The 23,027-nt window shown below is 64.7% G+C and carries 32 protein-coding genes and 1 tRNA gene; 26 read left to right on the top strand and 7 right to left on the bottom strand.

Going from position 1 to position 23,027, the window contains the following annotated elements; all coding sequences use genetic code 11:
• From N5K27_RS22495 to N5K27_RS22485, 3 genes are read right to left on the bottom strand one after another with little or no spacing between them, the layout of a single operon-like run.
• Positions 1-240 carry an XRE family transcriptional regulator gene (locus tag N5K27_RS22495; protein WP_279819029.1) on the bottom strand — a complete coding sequence of 80 codons (240 nt, stop codon included), beginning with the start codon at positions 238-240 and terminating at the stop codon, positions 1-3.
• Positions 233-1,300 (bottom strand): MucR family transcriptional regulator, encoded by a 1,068-nt coding sequence (locus N5K27_RS22490; protein ID WP_279819026.1) that lies wholly within the window; start codon positions 1,298-1,300, stop codon positions 233-235. The genes N5K27_RS22495 and N5K27_RS22490 overlap by 8 nt, the downstream gene beginning before the upstream one ends.
• Positions 1,301-1,453 carry a hypothetical protein gene (locus N5K27_RS22485; protein ID WP_279819023.1) on the bottom strand — a complete coding sequence of 51 codons (153 nt, stop codon included), beginning with the start codon at positions 1,451-1,453 and terminating at the stop codon, positions 1,301-1,303.
• Between the two features lie 109 nt (positions 1,454-1,562).
• On the opposite strand from N5K27_RS22485, the gene N5K27_RS22480 reads away from it, so the two are divergent.
• The 20 genes from N5K27_RS22480 to N5K27_RS22385 all read left to right on the top strand — a co-directional run bounded on the left by N5K27_RS22480 (position 1,563) and on the right by N5K27_RS22385 (position 17,064).
• Entirely contained in the window at positions 1,563-2,231 is a 669-nt protein-coding gene (locus N5K27_RS22480; RefSeq protein WP_279819021.1) for a crossover junction endodeoxyribonuclease RuvC, read from the top strand.
• Entirely contained in the window at positions 2,228-2,425 is a 198-nt protein-coding gene (locus N5K27_RS22475; protein WP_279819018.1) for a hypothetical protein, read from the top strand. The genes N5K27_RS22480 and N5K27_RS22475 overlap by 4 nt, the downstream gene beginning before the upstream one ends.
• Positions 2,422-2,604: a hypothetical protein gene (locus N5K27_RS22470; protein ID WP_279819015.1), complete on the top strand. Its 183-nt coding sequence runs from the start codon at positions 2,422-2,424 to the stop codon at positions 2,602-2,604. The genes N5K27_RS22475 and N5K27_RS22470 overlap by 4 nt, the downstream gene beginning before the upstream one ends.
• Positions 2,601-3,044 (top strand): hypothetical protein, encoded by a 444-nt coding sequence (locus tag N5K27_RS22465; protein WP_279819013.1) that lies wholly within the window; start codon positions 2,601-2,603, stop codon positions 3,042-3,044. The genes N5K27_RS22470 and N5K27_RS22465 overlap by 4 nt, the downstream gene beginning before the upstream one ends.
• Before the next feature lie 99 nt (positions 3,045-3,143).
• On the top strand, positions 3,144-3,572 hold the full coding sequence (locus N5K27_RS22460; RefSeq protein ID WP_279819011.1) for a hypothetical protein: 429 nt from the start codon (positions 3,144-3,146) through the stop codon (positions 3,570-3,572).
• A complete protein-coding gene (locus N5K27_RS22455; protein WP_279819008.1) occupies positions 3,532-4,971 on the top strand; it encodes a terminase family protein in 1,440 nt (479 codons plus the stop codon). The genes N5K27_RS22460 and N5K27_RS22455 overlap by 41 nt, the downstream gene beginning before the upstream one ends.
• Entirely contained in the window at positions 4,956-6,815 is a 1,860-nt protein-coding gene (locus N5K27_RS22450) for a hypothetical protein (RefSeq protein WP_279819006.1), read from the top strand. The genes N5K27_RS22455 and N5K27_RS22450 overlap by 16 nt, the downstream gene beginning before the upstream one ends.
• A gap of 7 nt (positions 6,816-6,822) precedes the next feature.
• Positions 6,823-7,041 (top strand): hypothetical protein, encoded by a 219-nt coding sequence (locus tag N5K27_RS22445; protein ID WP_279819003.1) that lies wholly within the window; start codon positions 6,823-6,825, stop codon positions 7,039-7,041.
• A 124-nt stretch (positions 7,042-7,165) separates the two neighbouring features.
• Positions 7,166-7,942 (top strand): hypothetical protein, encoded by a 777-nt coding sequence (locus tag N5K27_RS22440; RefSeq protein ID WP_279819000.1) that lies wholly within the window; start codon positions 7,166-7,168, stop codon positions 7,940-7,942.
• An 8-nt stretch (positions 7,943-7,950) separates the two neighbouring features.
• Positions 7,951-9,036: a DUF4043 family protein gene (locus N5K27_RS22435; protein WP_279818997.1), complete on the top strand. Its 1,086-nt coding sequence runs from the start codon at positions 7,951-7,953 to the stop codon at positions 9,034-9,036.
• Positions 9,037-9,056: 20 nt separating this feature from the next.
• A complete protein-coding gene (locus tag N5K27_RS22430; RefSeq protein WP_279818995.1) occupies positions 9,057-9,485 on the top strand; it encodes a hypothetical protein in 429 nt (142 codons plus the stop codon).
• Positions 9,486-9,685: 200 nt separating this feature from the next.
• Entirely contained in the window at positions 9,686-10,015 is a 330-nt protein-coding gene (locus N5K27_RS22425; protein ID WP_279818992.1) for a hypothetical protein, read from the top strand.
• Positions 10,015-10,353 (top strand): hypothetical protein, encoded by a 339-nt coding sequence (locus N5K27_RS22420; protein ID WP_279818989.1) that lies wholly within the window; start codon positions 10,015-10,017, stop codon positions 10,351-10,353. The genes N5K27_RS22425 and N5K27_RS22420 overlap by 1 nt, the downstream gene beginning before the upstream one ends.
• Entirely contained in the window at positions 10,353-11,777 is a 1,425-nt protein-coding gene (locus N5K27_RS22415) for a hypothetical protein (RefSeq protein WP_279818986.1), read from the top strand. Before N5K27_RS22420 ends, N5K27_RS22415 begins: the two co-directional genes overlap by 1 nt.
• On the top strand, positions 11,774-12,181 hold the full coding sequence (locus N5K27_RS22410; protein ID WP_279818983.1) for a hypothetical protein: 408 nt from the start codon (positions 11,774-11,776) through the stop codon (positions 12,179-12,181). The genes N5K27_RS22415 and N5K27_RS22410 overlap by 4 nt, the downstream gene beginning before the upstream one ends.
• Positions 12,172-12,507 (top strand): hypothetical protein, encoded by a 336-nt coding sequence (locus N5K27_RS22405; RefSeq protein WP_279818980.1) that lies wholly within the window; start codon positions 12,172-12,174, stop codon positions 12,505-12,507. Before N5K27_RS22410 ends, N5K27_RS22405 begins: the two co-directional genes overlap by 10 nt.
• Positions 12,507-13,223: a hypothetical protein gene (locus N5K27_RS22400; RefSeq protein ID WP_279818978.1), complete on the top strand. Its 717-nt coding sequence runs from the start codon at positions 12,507-12,509 to the stop codon at positions 13,221-13,223. Before N5K27_RS22405 ends, N5K27_RS22400 begins: the two co-directional genes overlap by 1 nt.
• Positions 13,224-13,226: 3 nt before the next feature.
• Positions 13,227-14,000 (top strand): hypothetical protein, encoded by a 774-nt coding sequence (locus N5K27_RS22395; protein ID WP_279818976.1) that lies wholly within the window; start codon positions 13,227-13,229, stop codon positions 13,998-14,000.
• Positions 14,001-14,005: 5 nt separating this feature from the next.
• Positions 14,006-15,304, top strand: coding sequence for a hypothetical protein (locus tag N5K27_RS22390; protein ID WP_279818974.1), 1,299 nt, complete (start codon positions 14,006-14,008; stop codon positions 15,302-15,304).
• Complete coding sequence (locus tag N5K27_RS22385; RefSeq protein WP_279818972.1) at positions 15,304-17,064, top strand: hypothetical protein; 1,761 nt, start codon at positions 15,304-15,306, stop codon at positions 17,062-17,064. Before N5K27_RS22390 ends, N5K27_RS22385 begins: the two co-directional genes overlap by 1 nt.
• A 68-nt stretch (positions 17,065-17,132) precedes the next feature.
• Here the strand turns inward: N5K27_RS22385 and N5K27_RS22380 are convergent, their stop codons facing one another.
• Positions 17,133-17,294, bottom strand: a complete 162-nt coding sequence (locus N5K27_RS22380; protein WP_279818969.1) for a hypothetical protein — start codon at positions 17,292-17,294, stop codon at positions 17,133-17,135.
• A 159-nt stretch (positions 17,295-17,453) separates the two neighbouring features.
• Between N5K27_RS22380 and N5K27_RS22375 the strand changes: the two genes are divergently transcribed.
• The 6 genes from N5K27_RS22375 (at position 17,454) to N5K27_RS22350 (ending at position 21,050) form a co-directional block, all read left to right on the top strand.
• Positions 17,454-17,594: a hypothetical protein gene (locus N5K27_RS22375; protein WP_279818966.1), complete on the top strand. Its 141-nt coding sequence runs from the start codon at positions 17,454-17,456 to the stop codon at positions 17,592-17,594.
• Between the two features lie 66 nt (positions 17,595-17,660).
• Complete coding sequence (locus tag N5K27_RS22370) at positions 17,661-19,688, top strand: hypothetical protein (RefSeq protein WP_279818964.1); 2,028 nt, start codon at positions 17,661-17,663, stop codon at positions 19,686-19,688.
• A 7-nt stretch (positions 19,689-19,695) separates the two neighbouring features.
• Positions 19,696-19,965 (top strand): hypothetical protein, encoded by a 270-nt coding sequence (locus tag N5K27_RS22365; protein WP_279818961.1) that lies wholly within the window; start codon positions 19,696-19,698, stop codon positions 19,963-19,965.
• Positions 19,966-19,984: 19 nt separating this feature from the next.
• Entirely contained in the window at positions 19,985-20,161 is a 177-nt protein-coding gene (locus tag N5K27_RS22360; RefSeq protein WP_279818958.1) for a hypothetical protein, read from the top strand.
• A 92-nt stretch (positions 20,162-20,253) separates the two neighbouring features.
• Positions 20,254-20,631 (top strand): glycoside hydrolase family protein, encoded by a 378-nt coding sequence (locus N5K27_RS22355; RefSeq protein ID WP_279818955.1) that lies wholly within the window; start codon positions 20,254-20,256, stop codon positions 20,629-20,631.
• On the top strand, positions 20,628-21,050 hold the full coding sequence (locus N5K27_RS22350) for a hypothetical protein (protein ID WP_279818952.1): 423 nt from the start codon (positions 20,628-20,630) through the stop codon (positions 21,048-21,050). The genes N5K27_RS22355 and N5K27_RS22350 overlap by 4 nt, the downstream gene beginning before the upstream one ends.
• 198 nt (positions 21,051-21,248) lie before the next feature.
• On the opposite strand, the gene N5K27_RS22345 is transcribed toward N5K27_RS22350, so the two are convergent.
• The 3 genes from N5K27_RS22345 to serS all read right to left on the bottom strand — a co-directional run bounded on the left by N5K27_RS22345 (position 21,249) and on the right by serS (position 23,000).
• Positions 21,249-21,339 (bottom strand) — tRNA-Ser (locus tag N5K27_RS22345).
• Between the two features lie 92 nt (positions 21,340-21,431).
• Entirely contained in the window at positions 21,432-21,608 is a 177-nt protein-coding gene (locus tag N5K27_RS22340) for a DUF1328 family protein (protein WP_124688512.1), read from the bottom strand.
• A 69-nt stretch (positions 21,609-21,677) separates the two neighbouring features.
• A complete protein-coding gene (gene serS, locus N5K27_RS22335) occupies positions 21,678-23,000 on the bottom strand; it encodes a serine--tRNA ligase (protein WP_279818948.1) in 1,323 nt (440 codons plus the stop codon).
• Positions 23,001-23,027: the final 27 nt, after the last annotated feature.

Raw genomic sequence — 23,027 nt, 5'->3', positions numbered from 1 at the left:
CTATGCCCGCGGCAGGACCTCGAGCGCCTGCTGCCCGGTTTTGAGCATGAACAGCTCGAACACTGCGGGGTGCATCGACCGCTCCCCGCCTTCCCATTTTTGCCAGGAACGCAGGTTCGCGTGGACGAGAGCAGCGGCGCGCGATTGGGTCAGGCCGGCCGCTTCGCGGGCCGCGGTGATGGCTGCCGGTTCGGGATTGGATGCGGCGCTGTGTGCGCCACGGTTGGGGTGGTTAGGCATCGAGATCTCCTGCGTCGTCGGCAGGTTGAGATTTTTTCGGCCGCCCCCTCCGCTGGGGTCTGGGGAGGACGATTTTCAACACGCGTTCCGCCCTCCAGATAACCGCCTGTGTGGACCGGCCGAGTTTTTCCCCGATCCACGTGGGCGACTGGTCGCGATGGTCGAGGATGAATTGATCGTCCTCGGGCGTAAATTTATTGACCTGAGGAGTGATCTCGATGCCCAGCGTCATCGCACGTTTGTGGATCGCCAGGGAATTCCTACCGAGCGCCCGCGCGATCCACGACACGCCCATGTGCGCGTTGTCAGCCAGGATTTTGTCCTCACTCGGACTGAATGCGGCGGGTTTTGCACGTCCTCGCCTGGCGCCGCCCTTGATCCTCAGCAGCTCCAGCAGCCCAGGGTGCATCCTGGTCTCGCCAGACTCCCAGGACCGATATTCCCGCAGCGTTGCGCGCACCAGTCGAGCCGCGTCCTCCTCACTCAACTCGCAAATCGTCCGAATACGAACGATCTCCTCGGGTTTGACTATGTGACCGCGAGGCACCTGGCCCAGCTTTTTGCTGTCCCATTTTTTCCAAAACTCGGCCATGGCCTGCACATCGCCAGCGCGATAGCGCGCCCAGGCGCGGGCGTATTCTGCGTGACGTTCGGCATCCCGGCCATCGCTCCCTATACGCTCATCGAGCGAGCGGCGCCCCTCTGCCCGCCGCAGCTCGGACAGCATCGTTGCCTGCCGTTCAGCATCCATAGGCGATTTGGGCGATTTGGGGGCCGAGCGCGCCGCCTCCGTGGCTCGGGGCAGATGATCGTACGTCAATGCCCCCTCGGCCTGCAGGCGCCGGATTTTCTCCGCATGCATCGCGCGGTAGGACGTGCCGGCCAACGGCGTCCCGGCTGGCAGGCCCCATGCGCGTCGATACTCCGCGGCGTCAATTTCGTGAATGCGCTTGATGTGGACGCCGAGAAACGCGAACCGCTTGCCGCATTCCAGGCACTCAATTTTCTCGTGCGCGAGGTAGGCATCCACCTCGGCACGAGTTTGGAACTGGCGTCGCATTTACCGGCCCGCCACCTCGTCGGCGAACGCTTTCTCGGCCTGGTAGTACTCGTCCGTGCCGGGCTCCAGACCCTCCAGGCGTTCGGCCAACTCGGCGTTCAGCGCGGCGAGTTGTTCGGGGGTGTAGCCGGTGGTGTTTTCGGTTGTGAACATGTCGGTTCCTATGCCCCTGATTTCCCGAGGCGCGGTGCAGTCCGATGTGGAGTGCATGGATGTAAATTTACGCCCAATGGGCGCAAACGTCAATATCAGGACAAACCCTATGTTTGATGAGATTACGGCGGACAAACACGGACACCCGCAACACATCGCGCCCGCGCGCGCGTTTTCCGAGGTGCTGAACCGCAACATCTTGGCCCTCGACCTGGCCACGCGCACAGGCTGGGCCATCGCCACGCGAGACGGCCGGATCCTCTCTGGCTGCGAGTCGTTCGTGCCGCGGGCGAGCTGGGATCCTGGCCAGCGCGGGCTGCGGTTCAAAGCATGGCTGCAGGAGATGCTCGCCCACCGCGACGTGCACGCCATCGTCTACGAGGTTGTCATTCGGCACGGGCCGCAGAACATGGCCGCGGCGGCGCACTTGTACGGTCTGCTGGAGGGGCTGATGTGGATGGCCGCCAGCACGCGGCAATTGCCGGTGGAAGGCGTGCAGCCCACGGTGGTGAAGAAAACGTGGACGGGCTCGGGGCGGGCCGACAAGGGCGCCATGGTGGCCGAGGCCAAGCGGCGCGGCTTCCGGCCCGTGGACGACAACGAGGCGGACGCGCTGGCCATCCTCGACTGGGCGGTGATGCAGGAAACCGGGGCCGCCTATCGGCTGGGCGATGGTGGACTGCAGAAGGTGGCAAGCATCGCCGTGCCGCCGCTGGCGCGCACACATGCGCCTGTGCGGGTGAAGAAGGCGCCGGCGGCGCAGGGAGTCCTCGTATGAGCAACGCCCTTATCGACCAGGCCCCGGCCTACGACCACCTGGGCAAGATCACGTTCATGGTGCGCAGCGGCGGTTACGTCATGTGCCGCCGGCCGCGATGCATGCCGTTCATCCTGTCTGAGAAGGAATGGAGGCGCCTCCCCAAGACGGAGGAAGAAGGTGCATCCGTCTGCATTGGAGGGTGGACGCGATGAAAGGCCACTCCGTCATCTCCCCCAACGCCAAGCCCACGCCGGCGCGGCCGCCACGCGAGTTCAAACCTCTCACGCACGACCGCGCCATGCAGGTGGCGCTCGACCGCGCACGCGCCGCGCAGCCGACGATGTCGCCGCTGGCGGGGAAGGCGGGGCAACCCTGGAGGACAGGCGAGTGATCGAGCAAACCCCACAGCTGCCCTCCGACTTCGTGGCCAGGCTGGAAAACTGGGGCGAGTACTACCGCGACCGGAAGCGCCCTGGCAAGACCGCCACCTATGACATCTGCGAGGCCATGGCTGACCGGGCTGGCCAGACGTTCCGCGAGAGCGTACCCCGACACGAAGTCGACGCCGAGGATGCCCAGATCATCGAGTACTGTTGGCGCATGTGCGGACATCGAGTCCATGCCCGTGACCGGGCGATCCTGCGGGCCTACTACGTCGAGAGGGTGGACCCACGGGGCATCTGCCGCGTGCTCCATGTTCGTTGGCGCTCGTTCCCCGGCGAGCACGCCAGAGCCGTGCTGCGTTTTCGCGACGCTGTTGCATTGCTGGAACGGGTGGGCTATAGTCCGCCGCAAGACAACCCGACTACCGTCGCCAACGCGATGTGCTGATGCCCTAAGGCGGTCGGCGCGCGTCCAAAAGGATGTGCGATGCAAGGAATGGAGCCCCGAGCGAGTGATCGCCGGGGCTTTTTGCATTGCGATTCCGCCATGGCCAATCCGAAAATCCCTTCCGTTTTTGACTACCCCGGGGCGCTGGACGACATCTGCGACCGCATCGAGGCTGGTGAAACGATGGCGGCCATTGCCAAGAGCAAGAAGGTGCATCGCTCCCAGCTGACGCGGTGGGTGCAGGCCGACGTCGAGCGCCAGCGCCGCGTGGACGAGGCTCGGATCAATTCGGCCGAGGCGCTGGCCGAAATGGCTATGGAAAACATTGTCGGGGCCAAGAATTCCGACCAATCGACGAAGGCCCGTGACCTTGCACATCATCTGCGATGGATGGCGGCCGTGCGTGATCCCAGGCGCTACAGCAACCGAACCGTCGTGGCTGGTGACCGTGAGAACCCGCTGGTCGTGGCCGCGGCCGATCTGACCGATGAGCAGCTTGCAGCTATCGCAGCGGGAAGCGGCAGCTGAGCTGCTGGCCCGACGCCGTGCACGCGCCGGGCTGCTCGAGTTTACGCAGTACACCAACCCGTACTACGAGGCGGCGCCACATCATCGCTTGATCGCAGCGGCGCTGGAACGCGTTGAACGCGGGGAAACAGACCGGCTGATGATCTGCATGCCGCCTCGGCATGGGAAATCCGAACTGGCGAGCCGTCGTTTTCCTGCTTGGTACCTTGGACGGAACCCCGAACGCCAGGTCATCGCCGCCTCGTACAACGGCGATATCGCCAGCGACTTCGGCCGTGACGTTCGGAACATCGTCATCGAACCGGCCTATGGCGCGCTGTTCGCTACCCGGTTGTCGCCGGACTCGCGCGCCGCCAATCGCTGGCACACGTCCAACGGTGGGATGTACGTCGCGGCGGGCGTGGGAACAGCCATCACGGGCCGCGGGGCCCATTTGCTGCTGATCGATGACCCGTTCAAGGACCGCAAGGAGGCCGACAGCGAGACGGCGCGCAATGACGTCTGGGACTGGTACACGTCGACCGCGTACACCCGGCTGATGCCGGGAGGCGCCATCGTGCTGATCAACACGCGGTGGCACGACGACGATCTATCGGGGCGACTGCTGGCGCAACAGGAAGCCGGCGGCGACAAATGGGAAGTCCTGAGCCTGCCGGCCATAGACCAGACCGGCAACGCGCTGTGGCCCGAGCGGTACGACATCGACCGGCTGCTGCAGATCAAGGCGGTACTGCCGGAGCGGGACTGGACGGCGCTATACCAGCAGCAGCCCGCACCCGACGACGGCACGTATTTCCAGCGCGATTGGTTCAAGTTCTGGGAGCGCAGGCCCGCCCACCTTTCGGTGTACGGCACGAGCGACTACGCAGTGACCGACGGCGGAGGCGATTACACGGTGCACCGCATCTGGGGCGTTGACCCGGCCGGCGACCTGTACCGCCTGGGCGGTTGGCGTGGACAGACGGCCTCGGACGCGTGGATCGAGAGGCAACTGGACCTGGTGCAGCAGTTCAAGCCGCTGGCCTGGTTTGGTGAAGCCGGGGTGATTCAGAAGGCCGTGGAGCCGATGTTGCGCCGGCGGATGATCGAGCGCAATGCGTACTGCCGGCTCGAGTGGCTACCCAGCATCGTCGACAAGCCCACTCGGGCGCGAGGGTTCCAGGCGCGTGCCTCGATGGGCCGTGTATGGCTGGAGCCGGGCGCCGAGATCGCGGAATTCTTGCGGTTTCCTGCGGGCAAGAACGACGACGACGTCGACTGCGCGTCGCTGATCGGGCGAGCGCTCGACGAAATGCACCCGGCCATTGTGCCAGTGCGCGAGCAGAAGAAGCATGTAGACCGGTGGGACCGGGCATTTAACGAAACGGACGACGACGACGAGTCATGGAAAGTCAGGTAATCGCCGACAACGAGCTGTCACGCCTGGTCGGATGGTTCGAGGACGCCGAGGACGCGACGGCCGCCGCTCGCCGTCTGTCCGAGCGGGACCGCGAGTACTACGACAACCAGCAGTGGACGCGCCAGGAGCTCGAGGCCCTGCGCAAGCGCGGCCAACCGGCGCTCACGATCAACTACATTCAGCGCAAGGTGGACTACCTGCGTGGCCTGGAACGCCGCATGCGTTCCGATCCCAAGGCGTTTCCGCGCACACCGCGCGAAGAGCAACTGGCCGGCGCCGCCACCGATGCGCTGCGGTTCATTGCCGATCAGAACGATTTCGACGAGGTGCGTAGCCGAGTTTACGAAAACCTGCTGGTCGAGGGTTACGGCGGTGCCGATGTGGTGGCGGTCGAACGTCCAGACGGACAGATCGATGTCGCGGTCGAATACGTGCCATGGGACCGCATTGTTTACGATCCACATAGCCGGGAGCCGGATTTCTCGGATGCTCGCTACGTCGGGATCGTGGTCTGGATGGACCGCGCCGAGGCGCTTTTGAAGTGGCCCGGCTCGGAAGACATCATCGAGGCGACATTCCAGGCGGCTACCGTTTCCGACACGTACGACGATCGGCCCAAGCTCGGGATCTGGACCGACAACCGGCGCACGCGGGTGCGCATCGTCCAGATGCAGTACGTTGGGAACGATGGCACGAACATGATCTGCACGTTCACCAGGGGCGGCGTGCTGGAAGAGCCGGCGCCATCACCCTACATTGATGAATTCGGCCAACCGGCGCGCTCGCTGATCCTGCGCGGCAGCTATATCGACCGGGAGAACAACCGCTACGGCCACGTGCGCAGCATGATCAGTATGCAGGACGAGATCAACAAGCGCCGCAGCAAGGCGCTCCACCTGCTGAGCGTGCGGCAGACGTACGGCAACACGCGTGCGATCACGGACAAAGACGCGGCACGCCGGGAACTGGCGAAGCCGGACGGCCACCTGGAGATCAACGCCGACGGCGAGTTCGGCAAGGATTTCGGCATCCTGCCGACGGGCGACATGGCAGCCGGTCAAATGCAGTTGCTGGCGCACGTCACCGGAGAGATGCAGGCCGCGGGGCCGAATGCGGCCATGGCCGGCAAGGACCCGCGCCAGCAGTCCGGCCGGGCGATTCAGGCCCAGCAACAGGGCGGGAGCATCGAAGTCGAGCCATCCGTGGACGACCTGCGGCAGTGGTCGCGCCAAGTATTCGAGGCCGTATGGCTTCGCGTGCGGCAATTCTGGACCGAAGAGCGCTGGATTCGCGTCACTGACGACGAGCGGAATTTGAAATGGGTGGGTCTGAACCGACGAATTACGCTCGCGGATCAACTGCAGGAAATGCCGCCAGAGCAGGCGCAGCAGGCCGCCATGCAAATGGGTTTGCAGCCCAATGATCCACGGCTCCAACAGGTGGTTGATGTCGAGAACGAGATCTCCGGCCTGAACGCCGATATCGTGATCGAGGAAGGCCCGGATCTCGCGACGCTGCAATCCGAGCAGTTCCAGATGCTCGTGGACCTGGCGCGCGCCGGCATGCCGATACCGCCGGACGTGATCATTCAAGCGTCGAGCCTGCGCAACAAGGATGCGCTGCTGGAGCGGATGGAGAAAGCCCAGCAGCAACAGGCGCAGGCACAGGAGCAGGCCGCCCAGGCGGCCGCTGAGAAGGCGCAGGCCGACGTGCGCAAGACCCATGCCGATGCCGCGAAATCCGAGGCCGGTGCAGCCAAGACCGTCGCCGAGACGGAGCGGACGGCGGTGGACACGCAATTGACCGTGCAGCAGGCGATGGCGCCCGTTGCCGCATACCTGTAGGTGACTCATGGCGGATGAATCTCTGGCGCTGCCGTTCCCTGGCGGCCGATTGAAGTTGGTGGACAACGGGGACGGTACCTATTCGCTGTCCGTAACCCCCTCCGGCGGAGGCGTTCCCGCAGGAGCTGCGACCGAGGCCAAGCAGGACGCGATCATTGCGCTGCTGACCACGGCCGTGGGGCTGCTGGAGGACATCAAGGCCAACACGACGCCAACGCCGCCGTAAGGCGACCGCAACCAAGTAACCGAGCCGCCATGTTTCACGACATGGCGGCTTTTTTATGCCGCCGCCGGGCTTCTCGGGCGTGATTTGCCGCCGCCGGGCAGTGATCGGGCGTATGGAGAGCAGCGTGGATCTGGAAAATGTTCTGAGCGGTAACGCCGATGGCTTTCTTGACGAACAGGCCGAGCAACACCAGCAGGAGCGCACCCCCCCCGCCGGGGATGGCGACCGGCAGGCCGAGCAACGCGATGGCAACGGGAAGGCAATCGGAGAACCGACGGGCGAGGAAGGCAAACCGGAAGCCAAGCCGGATGATGCCGCCAAGGATGCGCCGCCGGCATCCCAGGATGAACCCCATGTCCCGCGCAAGGCTCTCGAAGACGAGCGCCGCAAGCGCCAGCAGCTCGAACAGGAGCTGACTCATCTGCGCCAATCGCAACAAGCCGCGCCCCCGCAGGATGGCCAACAGCAGCAAGTGCCGCCCGAGATCATTCTGCAGCGACAGATCATCAACGAACGTCTGAATATGTCGGAAATGATGTTGCGACAGCAACATGACGACGTGGATGTGGTGATCCAACGGTTCGAGCAGGAGGTGCAGAAGAACCCAGCCCTGCAGGCCGAGGTATTCAGGCAGACCCACCCCTGGAAGTGGGCCTATGACTACGCCAAGCGCCTGTCGTTGATGGATGAGATCGGCAGCGATCCCGACGCGTACAAGACCCGCGTACGGGAACAACTGCTGAGCGAACTCCAGCAGCAGCAATCGCAGCAGCCGGAACACGCGTCGCCCGCGGCTGAAAAGCCGAACCTCCCCAAGTCACTGGCCGGCGCACGCTCGGCAGGCGCGCGGTCTGCGCCCGCCTGGACTGGCCCGACCCCCCTCGATTCGATCATCAAATGAGGTAAACCATGGCCGAGACTATCGCCACCCCCGGGTTGACTCCCCAGCAGTGGGACGACCAGTTTTTCCGCGAGTACGTGCGTTCCAACCGGTTCCGCCGGTACATGGGGACAACGGAAAACTCTATCATCCACGTCAAAGAAGATCTGACCCGCAAGAAAGGCGACAAGATCACTTTTGCCAACGTGCGCAAGCTGCGCGGGCCCGGCGTCACCGGTCGTACCGTGCTGGAGGGCAACGAAGAAGAGCTCGATACACGCTCGATGGTGGTGCAAGTCGATACGCTGCGCAATGCGGTGGTGGTGACCGATCACGACGAGCAGTTGTCCGCCATCGGCCTGCGCGATGCCGCCAAAGGTGCCCTGAAGGACTGGGCGCTGGACAAGATGCGCAACGACATCATCGCCGCCCTGCGCTCGATCAACGGCGTCAACTACGAGTCGGCATCCGAAGGCCAGAAGGACGCGTGGCTGGCCGACAATGCCGACCGCGTACTGTTTGGCAATGCCCGCAGCAACAACGCCGGCAACGACCATTCCGCGTCCCTGGCAAACATTGCCAGCCCGAGCGGCAAGATGACCGCCGCCACGGTGTCGCTGGCCAAGCGCATGGCGCAGACCGCCAACCCCGCCATTCGTCCCGTTCGGCTGAACGAGGATGAAGAATGGTTCGTGATGTTCGCCCAACCGCTGGCCTTCCGCGACCTATCCCAGGACTCGGCCATGCAGCAGGCCAATCGGGATGCTCGTCCGCGTGCGGTGATGGACAACCCGATCTTCACCGGTGGCTCGCTGGTGTGGGACGGCGTGATCATCCGCGAGATCCCGGAAATCCCGGTCATCCCCGGCGTCGGTGCCAGCAACATCGACATCGCCACCTCGTTCCTGTGCGGCGCGCAGGCCGTCGGTGTGGGCTGGGCTCGCCGCCTGCGCTCGACCACGGACGTGCGCGACTATGGATTCCGCCGCGGCGTGGGCGTGCAGGAGATGCGTGGTATCGAGAAACTGCTGTTCGGCAAGGGCGCCGACGACCTGGACGATCTCGTGCAACACGGCGTCGTCACGGTCTACACCGCCGGCGTTGCCGACGCCTGACGTGAAAAGGAGAGAATCAAATGGCTACGACGTATAAAGCAGCCCGCGCTCACGGGCCGGCTGTTCCGCCGGGCGTGGGCGACGGCCAAGCGCTCAAGGCGGCATCGGTGGTGTTCGATCTGGGCGCCGCCCTGGTCGTCAACGATGTCATCGAGGGACCCACGCTGCAACGCGGCTCCACGGTGCTCGATGTCATCCTGGTTGCCACGGATCTGGATACGGGCGGATCACCGGCCATCGCGCTGGATGTGGGCCCCACTTCCAATCCCGACGCATTCATCGACGGCAGCACAGTGGGGCAGGCGGGTGGCGTCGCCCGCGGCGCCTCGGCACCCGTGACGCTGACCGGCAACGAGCCGATCAATGTCACGGTGGCCACGGGACCCGCTACCGGTGCCACCACGGGCAAGATCAGTTTAACGGTGCTGTTCCTGCCGCCCAACAGCTAAGGGAGGACGGGGCGGCCGCGATGCCGCCTCGCTCATCAACATGGCACAAGAAATTCTTTTCACGGGCGATCCGGCATCGCCGAAGGACCGGCTATCTATTCGCATCGATGGTATCGAGTTTGCCCTGGGCGTGCCGACGCTGTGTTCGGACGCCCTGGCCGCTCGCCTGAGTGGGCATTCGCATTTCGAGGTGGCAAACAATGAAACTGCTGGAACTGAGCAATCGGGTGCTGGAGAAACTCGGAGTGCTGTCGCCCGGGGAGACGGCGTCGAGCGAGGACACGGAAAAAGCGAAGACAGCCCTGCGGGCGGCACACCAAAGCGTCGTGGTCGCAAGGCTCGCCCGCTGGACGTCGAATAGCCTTCCGTCGGCCTGCGAGGAGCCATACGTCACGCTGGCCGCGGCTCTGGTGGCGAGCGATTTCAATCGCGCCGCCGATCCGTCCTGGTGGAAGTGGGGCATGAACCAGATAGCGGCCGCAGCGGCAACGCCGGTATCTCAAGGCCCCGTCTGTGCCGAGTACTTCTGATGATCGAAATCACCATCGAGCCAGGGCAGTACCTACGGCGCGACCTCTGCGTATTCTCGGGGACAGACGACGGCCTAGCACTATCGCTATTCGTTGAAGCCGATGATGACACTGAATCGATCCCTGGAGATTTGAGCCTGATCATCTGGCGTGGCGCCTATGACCATCGTACGATCTCCGCGTCCGGCAACAACCCGGCCATATTTGCCATCGCAGCCGGAGATACGCGCAACCTAATCGGTCGGTGGTATTGGCGCATCGAGCAAACGATGGATGACAAGCTGGCCCGTTTGTGCGGCGGGGTGCTTGACATCCGCAATCCGGATGGGGGCCTGTAATGCCCCTCAAACCCATCCCCATCGTCGGCCCGGCCTACCGGACCCGCTCGCTCAACCAATCCGCCCAGCGCCTGGTGAACTGGCGCCTGGTCCTGACCGAGAAAGGCGGCAAGAGCCGCGGCGCGCTGTATCCGACCGCCGGCATGCGTCGGCTATCGACCGTCGGTGACGGCCCGATCCGCGGATTCAAGACGACCGGCGGCCGGCTGTATGTCGTCTCCGGCGCAGAGTTGTACGAACTCGATACGGCGTTCAACGCCAAACTGCTCGGCACGCTGGCGACCAGCACCGGCCGCGTCGGCATGGCCGCGAGCGAGTCGCAACTACTGATCGTCGACGGCACGGGCGGCTACCTGGTGGAGATCTCCACCGGCACATTCTCGGTCATCGACGACGAGGACTTCCCTCGCGGCGTCCAGCAGGCGGTTTACATGAACGGCCTGTTCATCGTCGGCGTGGACGGCACGACAGGGCGCATCTACTGGTCTGCCCTGCTGGATGGCTCGAGCTGGAACGGCCTCGATTTCGCCACGGCCGAAGGAGACCCCGACATCCTGGTTGCAATGATCGTCGACCACGGCGAACTCTGGCTGTATGGCACCGTCACGGCGGAGATCTGGATGTTCACCGGAGATTCTGACCAGCCGGTTGAGCGCCAGGGTAATGCTGCGCTGGAACAGGGCTGCGCGGCCACCTGGGCGGTCACCAAAGCGGACAACTCCACGTTCTGGATTGGACGCAACAACGAAGGGGAAGGCATGGCTTTCCGCGCCAATGGCTACCAGCCGGTGCGCATCTCCGACCACGGCGTGGAATATGCCTGGGCCCAGTACGAACGGCTGGACGATGCCCAGGCCTACGCCTACCAGCAGGAAGGGCACTCTTTCGTGGTGTTCATTTTCCCGTCGGCCGATGCAACCTGGGTCTACGACGTCGCGGCCAACGAGTGGTTCGAGTGGCTCTCGTTCGACGCCAAGACCGGCGAGTTCCATCGACATCGGTCGGCCTGCTATGCCCACTTCGCCCGCACCGAGATCGTCGGCGACTACGAGAACGGTCGCCTGTACGCGCTGGACCTGGGCGCCATGACCAACGATGGCAAAACGATCAAACGGGTGCGCGCCACGTTCTGCACCAACGATTCGCCCGTTCGCGCCTTCTATGGCCTCTTTCAGGTCGACGTCGAGGCCGGCGTGGGGCTGAATCTTGGCCAGGGCGCCGATCCGCAGATGATGATGCGGTTCTCCAACGACGGCGGCCACACCTGGAGCAACGTGCGCACGCGATCGCTGGGCAAGATGGGTGAGTATCGGCGCCGCGCGCGTTGGGAAAGGAATGGCTCGGCTTGGAACCGAGTCTGGGAGATCTCGATCACGGATCCCGTACCCGCCGTGGTGTTGGGCGCCTGGGTGGACCAATCATGAGCGACGACCAGCCCCTCATTCCTAACCCGCCGCGGGTCGCGTTCGTTGACTCACGGACCGGGATGATCACCCCCGAGTGGTACCGCTGGATTCTGCGCTTGACCATCCGCGTGGGTGGCGCGCACTCCCCTTCCCTCGACGAGCTCGCGCGACACCTGCAGGAGCTTGAGAACGAAGTTCGGGTAGCCCCCCCCGACGTTCCGCCCACGGCTGACGACGATGCATTGCTCGGCCCGGCAATGGCCGTCCCCGATCCCCGGGCTGCTGATGCCGCGCTGCTGGCTGTACTGGCCCCAGCAGCGTTCCTCCAGCTGTATTCAGAGCTGCTGCATGTGCGTGCCGAGATGGCCGAGATGCAGCGCCGCATGGATGACCTCATGAAAGGACCTTCGCCATGGCAGTAGCAGCCCGCGTCCTGGTTGACGCCAAATACGCCGAGAACGCCCTCACCACGCAGTACACTGCCGTGAATGTCACGGCGTTGATTGACAAATTCACAGGCACGAACGGCACGGGTGCGGCGGTCACGCTCGACGTGCATATCGTGCCAGCCGGCGGCACGGCCGACGCCACCAATCTGGTGGTCAAGGCCAAATCCATCGCTGCCGGCGATGCCTACACCTTCCCGGAGGTCGTGGGGCAGATTCTGAAGCCCGGCGATTCCATCGCGACATTGGCCAGCGCGGCCAGTGCGATCGTGCTGCGCGCTGCGGGACGGGAGTCGAGCTGATGGTGCACCGCACCTTCGACGCGGCCTTCGTCAACCGGGTCATGAACGATCCGGTGGTGCGGCCGTTCATCGGACCCGGCCCCGATATCCTGGAGATGGGTCCCTTTGTGGCGGACCGGCGCAATGTCGTGCTGGCCACCGAACACGGCTGCTTCCTGTTCCACTGGTACGCGCCAGGCGTCTACGAGGTGCACACGCAGTTCCTCCCTGCAGGCCGCGGCCGCCATGCGCTGGATGCAGCTGTCGCCGCGGCGCATTGGATGTTCGTGCGCACGGACTGCATGGAAATGCTCACCAAGGTGGCGCATTCGAACCGTTCCGCCGCGTGGCTGGCCGAGCGCGTCGGCTTCCGGCCTGCGTTCGAACGCGAATGCGAAGGTTACGGTCAGACGACCTATTACCACTTCCTCTACCAGGACTGGGCCGCTCGCGCGCCGGGTGTACATGAGCGCGGCGAGTGGTTCCATGACCGCCTGCAGGATCTGCGCGGCACGCCGGCCGATCATGGCCAGGATGCGGCCCACGATCGGTACGTCGGCATTGCAACCGAGATGATCCTGGCCGGCAACGTGGCCAAGGGAGTGGTGCTCTACAACCGATGGGCCCGCTTTGCGGGCTACCACCCTATCAGCGTGGCGCAGGAAAGCCCGCTGGTACTGGATATCGGCGACGGCCTCATCCGCGTCACCGACAACGATTTTTTGATTCAGGAGTAGATCATGCCAGGTGCAGCTCTCAGCGCTGGCGCGTCGATCGTCGGCGGCTTGATGGGGTCCGATGCTGCCGAGAGCGCCGCTGACACACAAGCCGCAGCCGCCGACCGTGCGTCGCAAGTCCAATGGGACATGTTCCAGCAGAACCGCGAGGACCTTGCGCCGTGGCGTCAGGCCGGAGGCGCTGCGGTCAACCGTCTGGCACAATTGCTCGGCATTGGCGGCAATGCCGCCGCCAGCGACTACGGCAACCTCCTGCGGTCCTTCACGATGGCGGACTATGAGGCCGACCCGGGTTACCAGTTTCGCCTGGACGAGGGGCGCCGCGGTCTGGAGATGTCGGCGGCCGCGCGAGGCGGTTTGCTGTCGGGCCGCGCCCTGAAGGACTTGACGGCATATGGTCAGGGCATGGCCTCTCAGGAATACCAGGGCGCCTACAACCGCTTCAATAACGACCAGTCGACCATCTTCAACCGGCTGTCTGCCCTGGCCGGTACCGGGCAGCAGGCCGGCAATACGCTGGCGCAGCTCGGGCAGAACACGGCCAATCAGGTGGGGAGCAACATCATCGGCGCCGGTAACGCAGCTGCGGCCGGTCAGGTTGGCTCCGCCAACGCCATCAACAACGCCATCGGCCAGGGCATGAGTTTCTACCAGAGCAATCGGCTGCTTGGGCTGCTGGGCGGCGGGGGCGGAGGTCAGGGTTATAGCTCGTTCGTCGGCAATGCATACCAGAATGGATTTGGGCCGGCATTCACTCAATCTGGAATCTACGGCTGATCATCATGGCAACTATCGATGCACGCATTCCCCTGGGCGTTCAGCCTGTCCAGATCGAGAACCCTCTCGCCCAATTCGCCCAGGCAGCGCAAATTCAGGGCATCCAGCAACGCAACCGGCTGTACGACCTGCAGATGCAGGAGGCCGAGCGCGAGGCGGCCTCCCGGAACGCGCTCAACGAAGCATGGCGGACCAATATCGGCCCGGATGGCTCGGTCAATCGCACGGGGCTGGTCGGAGCCTTGGCGCAGATCGGTCAAGGGGCGCAGATTCCCGGTCTGCAAAAGCAGTTCGCCGACATGGACGCATCCCAGCGGCAGGCAGCTAAGTCACAGCTTGAGCTCGCTGGACAAAAATTGGCGTTGGGCGCTCAATTGCTCGGCGGTGTCACGGATCAGGCTTCCTATGATGAGGCCAGACAAGTCGCGCAAGCCAGCGGACTGGACGTTAGCCAGTTTCCGCCTCAATACAGCCCGCAGATTATCCAGATGGCCCAGCAGCGGGCGTTGACCGCCCAGCAACGCCTCGAGCAGCAGTGGAAGGCATTAGGATTCGACCTCGAGCAGCAGCGGTTTGCCGAGGCGCAGCGGCACAATCGCACGCAGGAAGGGATCTCGGCTGGAACACTCGGTGTCGCGCAACAGCGTTTGGCTCTGGAGCAGGCCGCCCCGCGCGGACAGGTCGTCACGACGGCGGATGGTGGCGTAGTGTTGGTCGACCCGCGCACAGGTACGGCTCAGCCCGTCACCGGACAAGACGGTCAGCAAATACGAGGTCGGACACCTGGACAACTCACTGGAGCGCAACTCGAGAACGCCAGGGCCAAACTTCAGACTGTTGCAGTCCTTCGGCAGCAGATCGAGAACCTCAAGAGCCAGCGCGAAAACCTGGGTATCGCCAGCGAGGGGCTGGTGGCGGGCCGGAACCCGCTAAGCGAGGCGGGACGCAACTATGATGCAGCGCTTTCCGCGCTGCAAACTACCGTCCGGCAGCTCACCCGGACGCCCGGCGAAGGTGCCATGTCTGATTATGAATCGCGCCTCGCCATGGCGCAGCTGCCGAGCCGGGCCGACTTTGCCAGCGCCCGAGATCTCAAAATCCAGCAGCTCGAAGACCTGGCCGACACCATCGAGCGGGGGTACTCAGGGCTCGTCGGTTCGTCCGGCGGGAGTAGGGCGGCCGCGGCAGCGCCGGCACAGCCATCCAGGCAACCGCCGCTCGTGAGTTCGGACGCCGAGTACAACGCCCTGCCATCCGGCGCCGTCTTCATCGACCCGAACGGTCAGCAGCGGAGGAAGCCGTAATGGCTGCATGGGAGCAAGCGCCGCTTGTTGAGGCCACGGGAAGCGGCCGGCCAGCGTGGGAGGCTGCGCCACTGGTTGAGGCGCCGTCGGGCAGCAGCGAGATGCGCTCGCCAGACGGCACGCTAGTGCTCAGCATGGCGCAGCAGGATCCAGCTGAACCGACGCTAGCGCAGCAGGTGCAGGCCAGCCTGCCGGGGCGCATCGTGCAAGGCGTGCGCGATCCGCTGGATGCCGTCGCGCAGATGGCCGTCCGCGCAGTGCCGGCCGGCGTGCGCAACGCAGTGAACGACGCCGCGCAGTTCGTCAACGACCTTCCCGTCATCGGTCCCGCCACCCGCGCGCTGGGCATGACGCCGGCCACACCCGAACAACTCGACCAGCAGATCCGCCAAAACGAAGCGCAGTACCAAGGCGCACGCTCAGCGACCGACCACAGCGGCTTGGACATCGCGCGCCTGGGAGGGAACGTGCTGGCCACCTTGGCTCTTGGGCCCGCCAGTGCGCCGGCGGTTGGCGCTGGACTGGCTGCCAGGATGGGCCTTGGCGCGGCCTCTGGCGCGGCCTTTGGCGGTCTGCAGCCTGTCCTGCAGGGCGACTTTGCGGACGAAAAGTTGCAGCAGATGGGCGTCGGCGCGCTTACCGGCGGCGCCGGCGGCATGGTCGGCAATGCGCTGGCTCGCCTGGTCAGCCCACGTGCATCGACCAACCCTCAGGTGCAGACGCTACTTGCCGAAGGCGTCACGCCCACGCCAGGGCAAATGCTGGGCGGCACGGCTAGAACGGTCGAAGATAAGGCCATCAGCGTGCCGATCCTGGGCGACGCGATCCGCGGCGCACGGCAACGCGGCATTCAGGAATTGAACACGGCCGCCTTGAACCGCGTCACGGCCCCGCTTGGCCAGCGCGTGACGGCCACCGGCCGGGAAGGCATGCAGCAGGCCAATCGGATCGTCTCGGACGCCTACGACACCATCGTGCCGCGGCTCACATTCCGCGCTGACCAGCAGTTCGCTCAGGAGCTCGGACGCATCCAGCAGATGGCTCAGGCACTGCCGCCTGATCGCGTCACCCAGTTCCAGCGCATCCTCGACGACAAGGTGATCGGCAGGCTCACGCCGCAGGGAGCGGCGACTGGCCAGAATTTCCGTGAGATCGAGAGCGAGCTGGGGCGCCTTGCACGTAACTACGTCAGTAGTCCGGATGCAGATCAGCGCACTCTCGGTGCCGCGCTATTGGAGATCCAGACGTCGCTGCGCGATGCGCTGGCTCGAGCAAATCCACAGGCGGCCGGGGAACTGGGACGGATCAATGAAGCCTACGCCCTGCTCACCCGCGTGCAGCGTGCAGCGGCGTCTTCCGGAGCCGACAGTGGTCTGTTCACGCCGTCGCAACTCTCAGCCGCGGTGCGCGCGAGCGACTCGACCATTCGCAAGAATCGGTTCGCTCGCGGCGAGGCGTTGATGCAAGACCTTTCCGATGCGGGGCGAAGCGTACTGAACAGTACCATCCCGAATTCAGGCACAGCGGACCGGCTTTTCCTGAACGCCGGAGCCCTCGGGACGGGTCTGTATAGCCCGCTCATTCCAATGGGGTTGGGAGCGGCATCGATACCGTACTTGTCGCCTGTGAACCGCCTCGCAGCCCTAGCGATCGCGCGCCGTCCTGATGCGGCCCCACAAGTGGCCGAGCAAATAGGACGGATTGCACCTGCCCTCGGGATCCTGGCCAGTCCAGCGGCGTACCAGGGAGCGAGTAATTGACTTTGCGTACGGCAGAAAGCCGATCAGCACGCCGCCGATAACGACCCGCCACAACTGCTCTTCGTTCATCAGAACCACTCGTGTTTGATAACCGCCGCGACCAGGATAGCCACCCCATAGAAGATCCACCGAAGATTAACCTCGATGCTGCGAAGTGTCTCGTGCATGGCGTACAGCTTTTGCTCAATCCGCTCGGTTGTCGGCGTCGGCAGGTGATCATCATCGAACACGATCAATCCTTCTTGGCGCGGCCCCAACTCGCAAAATTCTGCGCCCGAAGCCTGAATAAATAGCCGCATAGCGGCACAGAGACGAAAGCCCCGCGCTGCGACCAACAGCCGGGGCTTTCTTGTTTCCACCCCCTTGCGCAGGAAGGGAGAAGAACCTTCGTGAATATTACCAAGGAAACGGTGAAAGCGATGGAGCTTTTTGTCAAGCACCGCGCGACCCGGATTGCCTACTACGCGGGCGTCGGCGCGGCATACATGTTCGCAGCAGCAGCCATTTTGAAGGCCATCCGCTGGTGGTAAGCGCCCTACATCTCGATTTCATCGGTTGCCCCGCCCAGTGCGGGGCTTTCTATTTTTGAGGCATTCATGGCCGCAGTCAACTTCACCGATGGCCTATTCCAGGCCCAGGACGACAACGGGCGCCCGCTGATCGGCGGCCGGCTGTACACGTACCAGAATGGCACAACCACACCGGCGGTCACGTACACCGATCAGGCCGGCACGCAGCCGAACACCAACCCGGTAATCCTGGATGCGCGTGGGGAGGCTACCGTTTTCCTCCTACCGGATCAGCTCTACACCTTCGTCCTGAAGGATCGAAACGATGCGCTGATCTGGTCGATGGATGGCGTGTCGGGGATTACCTCTTCGGTGGAGTTCGGCCAATTCAAAACCGATCTTGCCGGCCCGGATGGCGGCAACTTGGTAGGGCTCCAGCGGCCCGGCCCGGGATCCGTGACGCGGGACGCAAAATCCTATTTTCTGAGCCAGTCTCCTCAGCCGCAGGACAAAGGCGGCAAACCCGAGGCGGGATTCGACAATACCGCGGCGCTGGATGCCCTCTATGCGGGAATGCCTGACGCAGTGGACTATCCCGCAGGCACCTACGAGGTGACGGGAAATTTTCCCCGCTTGAACATTCCCCATACAGGCCCCGGCGCCTGGAAAATCATCGACGGCGTGGACAGCCAGACGGTGTATGTCGACTCGAACGAGACCCATGGTCCCGCGACGGTGTACGTCGACCCGGTCAATGGCAGCGACACCGATAATCACGGTCTGTCGCGCTCGTACCCGTTCAAGACGCTGCAGCGCGCGTTCGATAGCCTGCCGCTGAATATCAATCACCAGCAGACCATTGTGCAGATGGGAGGCGTCTGCAACACCTCGAGCCGCGCAGCCGCTTCAATGCCGCGACCGGCCATCCTCTATACGCAGGGCAAAAACATCTCACCGCGCACGGACTCGAGCGGCGGCAATGTCAGGGGGATGGTGGTGTTCAAGGGCGAATCCAGCGCCATTCTGGAAACCAACCCGGTCGCCGGCTATCCCTATGGCATCTACGGCGCCACCCGGGAAATCGGGGTGCAGGACTTGGAAATTCGGCCAGCGGCCAGCGGCATCACGCAGGCCCTGGTGACCGCTAACCGCAATGCCTATTTCTTCCTCCAGGGCGTCAATGTCAATTCGGCCGCGGGGGCGGCTGCGGCGCTGGGAGTTGTCTGCGAATCCGGCGGCTTTGCCGAGATCATCAACAGCACGCTGGCTGGCGCGACGGGCTATGACCTGGTGGTGTACGCCGGCAGCGGCGCCTCGGTTGCACGCCCGGGCGGTGTGGGTACGCTGGGTAAGGCGCTCGTCTCTGGCGACTGCGATATCGCCGTGGGAGGGCGCCTGACGGGCAATAGCCTGGTCGGCGCCGGCGGGCGCCTCAGTCTGACCGGCAAGACGTCGGCCCGGGTGCTGGTGTCGGGCGACATCAACGTCGACCCGGGCGGCGTCATCAGCGGTGTCTACGCCGATATCACCGGGAACATCGTGGGCCGCGGCACGGACATGCGCCTGTCGTCCTGCGGCTGGTCCAAAACCATCACTGCCCTGGGCGGCACTCTCCGGCTGGACGCATCGAAATCCTATGTCGCGCCGGCGACGATGTCCGAGGTCGCTTCGCCGCTGGTGGTGCGCGATGGCGCCGAGGTCGTGCCCGACCCGTCCACCGAGATTCGCAACAACGCGAACGTGCTGGTGAGCCAGGACTACGGCCGCCAGGTCGTAGCGCCCAATGCCAATGGCTACGTCATCCCGATCACGCTGGAGGAGAAGGTCACGACGATGACCCTCAATGCCGCGGGCGCGAACCGCACCGGCTGCACGCTGGGCGCCGTCCAGGGCATTTTCCCCGGCTCGCGCGCTCCCGACGGCGCCGTGCTCATTGTCGGCTGCGCCGCGGGCGGTTCGTTCTCAACCCAGATCATCGAGGGATCCACGGCCATCATCCCCGGCGGCGGCATCACGATCGGCGTGTCGTCCACCAACTACTCGGGCGCGACATTCCAGTACGCCAGCGACGTCGACCGCTGGCGCCTGGTGGGTGTCGGCCTGCAATTCCCGTGAGGACGCGATGGAACAGATAGAACAGCAGGACGTCGAGCGCCGTATCGAGGGCCATCCCGAAGTGGTGCAGAAGACCATCGCATGCAGCATGGTCGGCCACAGCCGCATCAAGCTCCCCCTGCCTGGACGACTGGCCTGCGCACGATGCGAGTTCGAGTCGGCCTCTTCACCCGGAGACGTCATCGTCGGCGACTACAGCGTTGAGAACATGCAGCGCGCCGAGGCGCTGACGTGGCAGGACACGATGCTGACGCCCAATCCGCTGCCGGCACTCTGACTCGCGGGATATAGCGAAAATGGATAAGACAGAAGTTTCGTGGCCGGTGGCTAAGGCCATCAGCCTGTGGGCCGCCATCGGCGTCACGTCCTGGGCCGAAGCTGCGTCGTTCGCAGCATTCGTCTACTCGATGATCCTGATCGGGGAATGGGCCTGGAAGAAGTTCAAGGCGGCGCGCCAGCGTGAGGCATCATGACGCCGGCCCAGACTCGTGCCGCAGCGGCCGCCCTGGCAGTCGCTATCGCCGCCCCCGCCGAGGGCCTGCGTAATTGGGCCTACCGCGATCCGGTGGGTATCCCGACCATCTGCTTCGGCTACACGCGTGGCGTGCAGATGGGCGACTACAAGGGCACGGCCGAATGCCGGGGGCTGCTGACGTCGGAGATGCTGGCGGCGGTGGACCAGGTGGAGCGATGCGTGCCCGGCCTGCCGGTCGAGGTCCTGGCCGCGTTCTCCGATGCGGTCTACAACCTCGGGCCCACCATCGCGTGCAACCCAGGACAGTCCACCGCGGCGCGCATGCTCCGGGCCGGCGACCTGGCCGCTGCCTGCAATCAGCTCCCGCGCTGGAACAAGGCGCGGGTGGCTGGCGTGCTCGTGCCGCTGCCGGGGCTGACGAATCGGCGGGCGGACGAGAGGGTGCTATGCCTCCAGGGCGTCGCATGATCCCCGCCTGGCTGCGATACGGGACCGCTACGGCCCTCGGCGGCGTGCTGGTGTGGTTCGCCGTGGCCCAGCCGCAGATTGCAGCCCTGGAGCGGGATCTGGCGCGGCAGCAAGCCGACGTATCTCGGCAGCAGGCCAAGGAATCCGCCGCCGCCCTGAGCGACCTGGAAACCATGATCCGAAACATCCGGGCCGCCGCCGACGGCTACCAGGCCCAGCAGGCCATTCTCGCGCCGCGCATCGATGCGCTGGCCAGGGAGATCAAGAATGCCCCGAAACCTCTGCCTGTTGATTGCCGCCCTGATGATTTCCGGGTGCGCAACCTCCGAGCCGCCGTTGATGCTGCCAACGAGGCCGGCAGCGCGCCCGCCGCTGGACAGCCGTCTGGCCGAGCCGTGCCCGCCGGTCCCGTACCCTGACGCCGACGACTACGACGCCTGGCAGGCCTGGGCGGTAGGACTGGTGGGACTGTATGCGGACTGCCGGGCGAGGCACGTCGCGACGGTTCGGGCCTACGACTCGCTGGCGCCCTGATCTAGTCAAAAAATCCCCCACCACCCCAACAAAAAAGGCCGCCGAAGCGACCTTTCAGGAATGACGTAAGTCATTGATTTGACTGGCGGAGAGGGTGGGATTCGAACCCACGGTACGGGGTTACCGTACGCCTGATTTCGAGTCAGGTACATTCGACCACTCTGCCACCTCTCCGTGCACCTTTCAGTGCTTGCCTGGCCCGTGGCCGGGAACCAGACAACAGCCCGCAAATATAGCACAGAAATTCGCGCTGTGTCTTGCCGCCGCTAATCCGTGATTTTCTTGTACACCGTGAGCCCCAGCACCAGGAAGATCACGAACAGGATCAGGAACAGGAAGAACAGGAACTTGGCGATGGCGGCCGCGCCGGCGGCGATGCCGGTGAATCCGAACAGCGCGGCGATGATCGAGACCACGAAAAAGATCAGTGCCCACTTCAACATGGCTGGCTCCTCCGGGATGTAGGTTTTTCAACCCTAACGCACCCCGGAGGAGAAAGCGGGCAAGGAATGTTACGGAGTGAGTCGCTCCACCCCGCCCATGTAGGGCCGCAGGGCCTCGGGCACGACGATGCTGCCGTCGGCCTGCTGGTAGTTCTCCAAAACCGCGACCAGCGCCCGTCCCACGGCCAGTCCGGAACCGTTGAGCGTATGCAGCAGTTCGGGCTTGCCCTGGGCGTTGCGGAAGCGCGCCTGCAGGCGGCGGGCCTGGAACGCTTCACAGTTGGACACGGAAGAAATCTCGCGATACGCGCCCTGGGCCGGCAGCCAGACTTCCAGGTCGTAGGTCTTGGCGGCGCCGAAGCCCATGTCGCCGGTGCAGAGCAGGACGACGCGGTACGGCAGGCCGAGCTTGCGCAGCACGGCTTCGGCGTGGCCGACCATATCCTCGAGCGCGTCGTAGGAGCGTTCGGGATGGACGATCTGCACCATCTCGACCTTGTCGAACTGGTGCTGGCGGATCATGCCGCGGGTGTCGCGGCCGGCGCTGCCCGCCTCGGAGCGGAAGCACGGGGTGTGGGCGGTCAGCTTGATGGGCAGCGATTCGGCGTTGACGATCTCGCCGCGCACGGTGTTGGTCAGGGTGATCTCGGAGGTGGAGATCAGGTAGAGGTCTTCGCGCGGCACGGCGTTGCCGTTCTCGTCGACCGATTCGCCGCCCTTGGTGACCCAGAACATGTCGTCCTTGAACTTGGGCAGCTGGCCGGTGCCGATCAGGGTGGCGGTGTTGACGATGTAGGGCGTGTAGCACTCGGTGTAGCCGTGCTCGCCGGTCTGGACGTCCAGCATGAACTGCGCCAGGGCGCGGTGCAGGCGGGCGATGGGGCCGCGCATCAGGGTGAAGCGCGAGCCGGACAGTTTGACGGCGGTCTCGAAGTCCAGGCCCAGCGGTTCGCCCAGGGCGACGTGGTCCCTGGCCTCGAAGGGCAGCGGCGCGGGGTCGTTGCCGTCGCGGCTCCAGCGGCGCACCTCGACGTTGTCGTCGCTGGAGGCGCCGTTGGGGACGCTGGCGTGCGGCAGGTTGGGCACGGCCAGCAGCATGTCCTGCAGGTCGCGCTGGATGCCGGCCAGGTCTTCCTCGAGCGCCTTCAGGCGGGCCGGGATGGCCTGGGATTCGGCCAGCACGGCGGAGGCATCCTCGCCCTTGGCCTTGAGCATGCCGATCTGCTTGGCCAGCGCGTTGCGGCGGGCCTGCAGGGTTTCGGTCTCCGTCTGCACCGACTTGCGCCGCGACTCGAGCGAGTTGAAGCCGTCGAGGTCTAGCGTGTAGCCCCGGTCCTTGAGCCGGGCGGCCACCGCCTGGGTGTCTTTGCGCAGCAGAGCGATATCGAGCATGGGAAAAAGCCGTGTTGGGAGGAGGAA

Origin of the sequence: Pigmentiphaga sp. GD03639 (assembly GCF_029845405.1) — a bacterium.
In the GTDB taxonomy this organism is placed as follows: Bacteria; Pseudomonadota; Gammaproteobacteria; order Burkholderiales; family Burkholderiaceae_B; genus Pigmentiphaga; species Pigmentiphaga daeguensis.
This window is presented reverse-complemented; position numbering and strand designations above follow the sequence as displayed.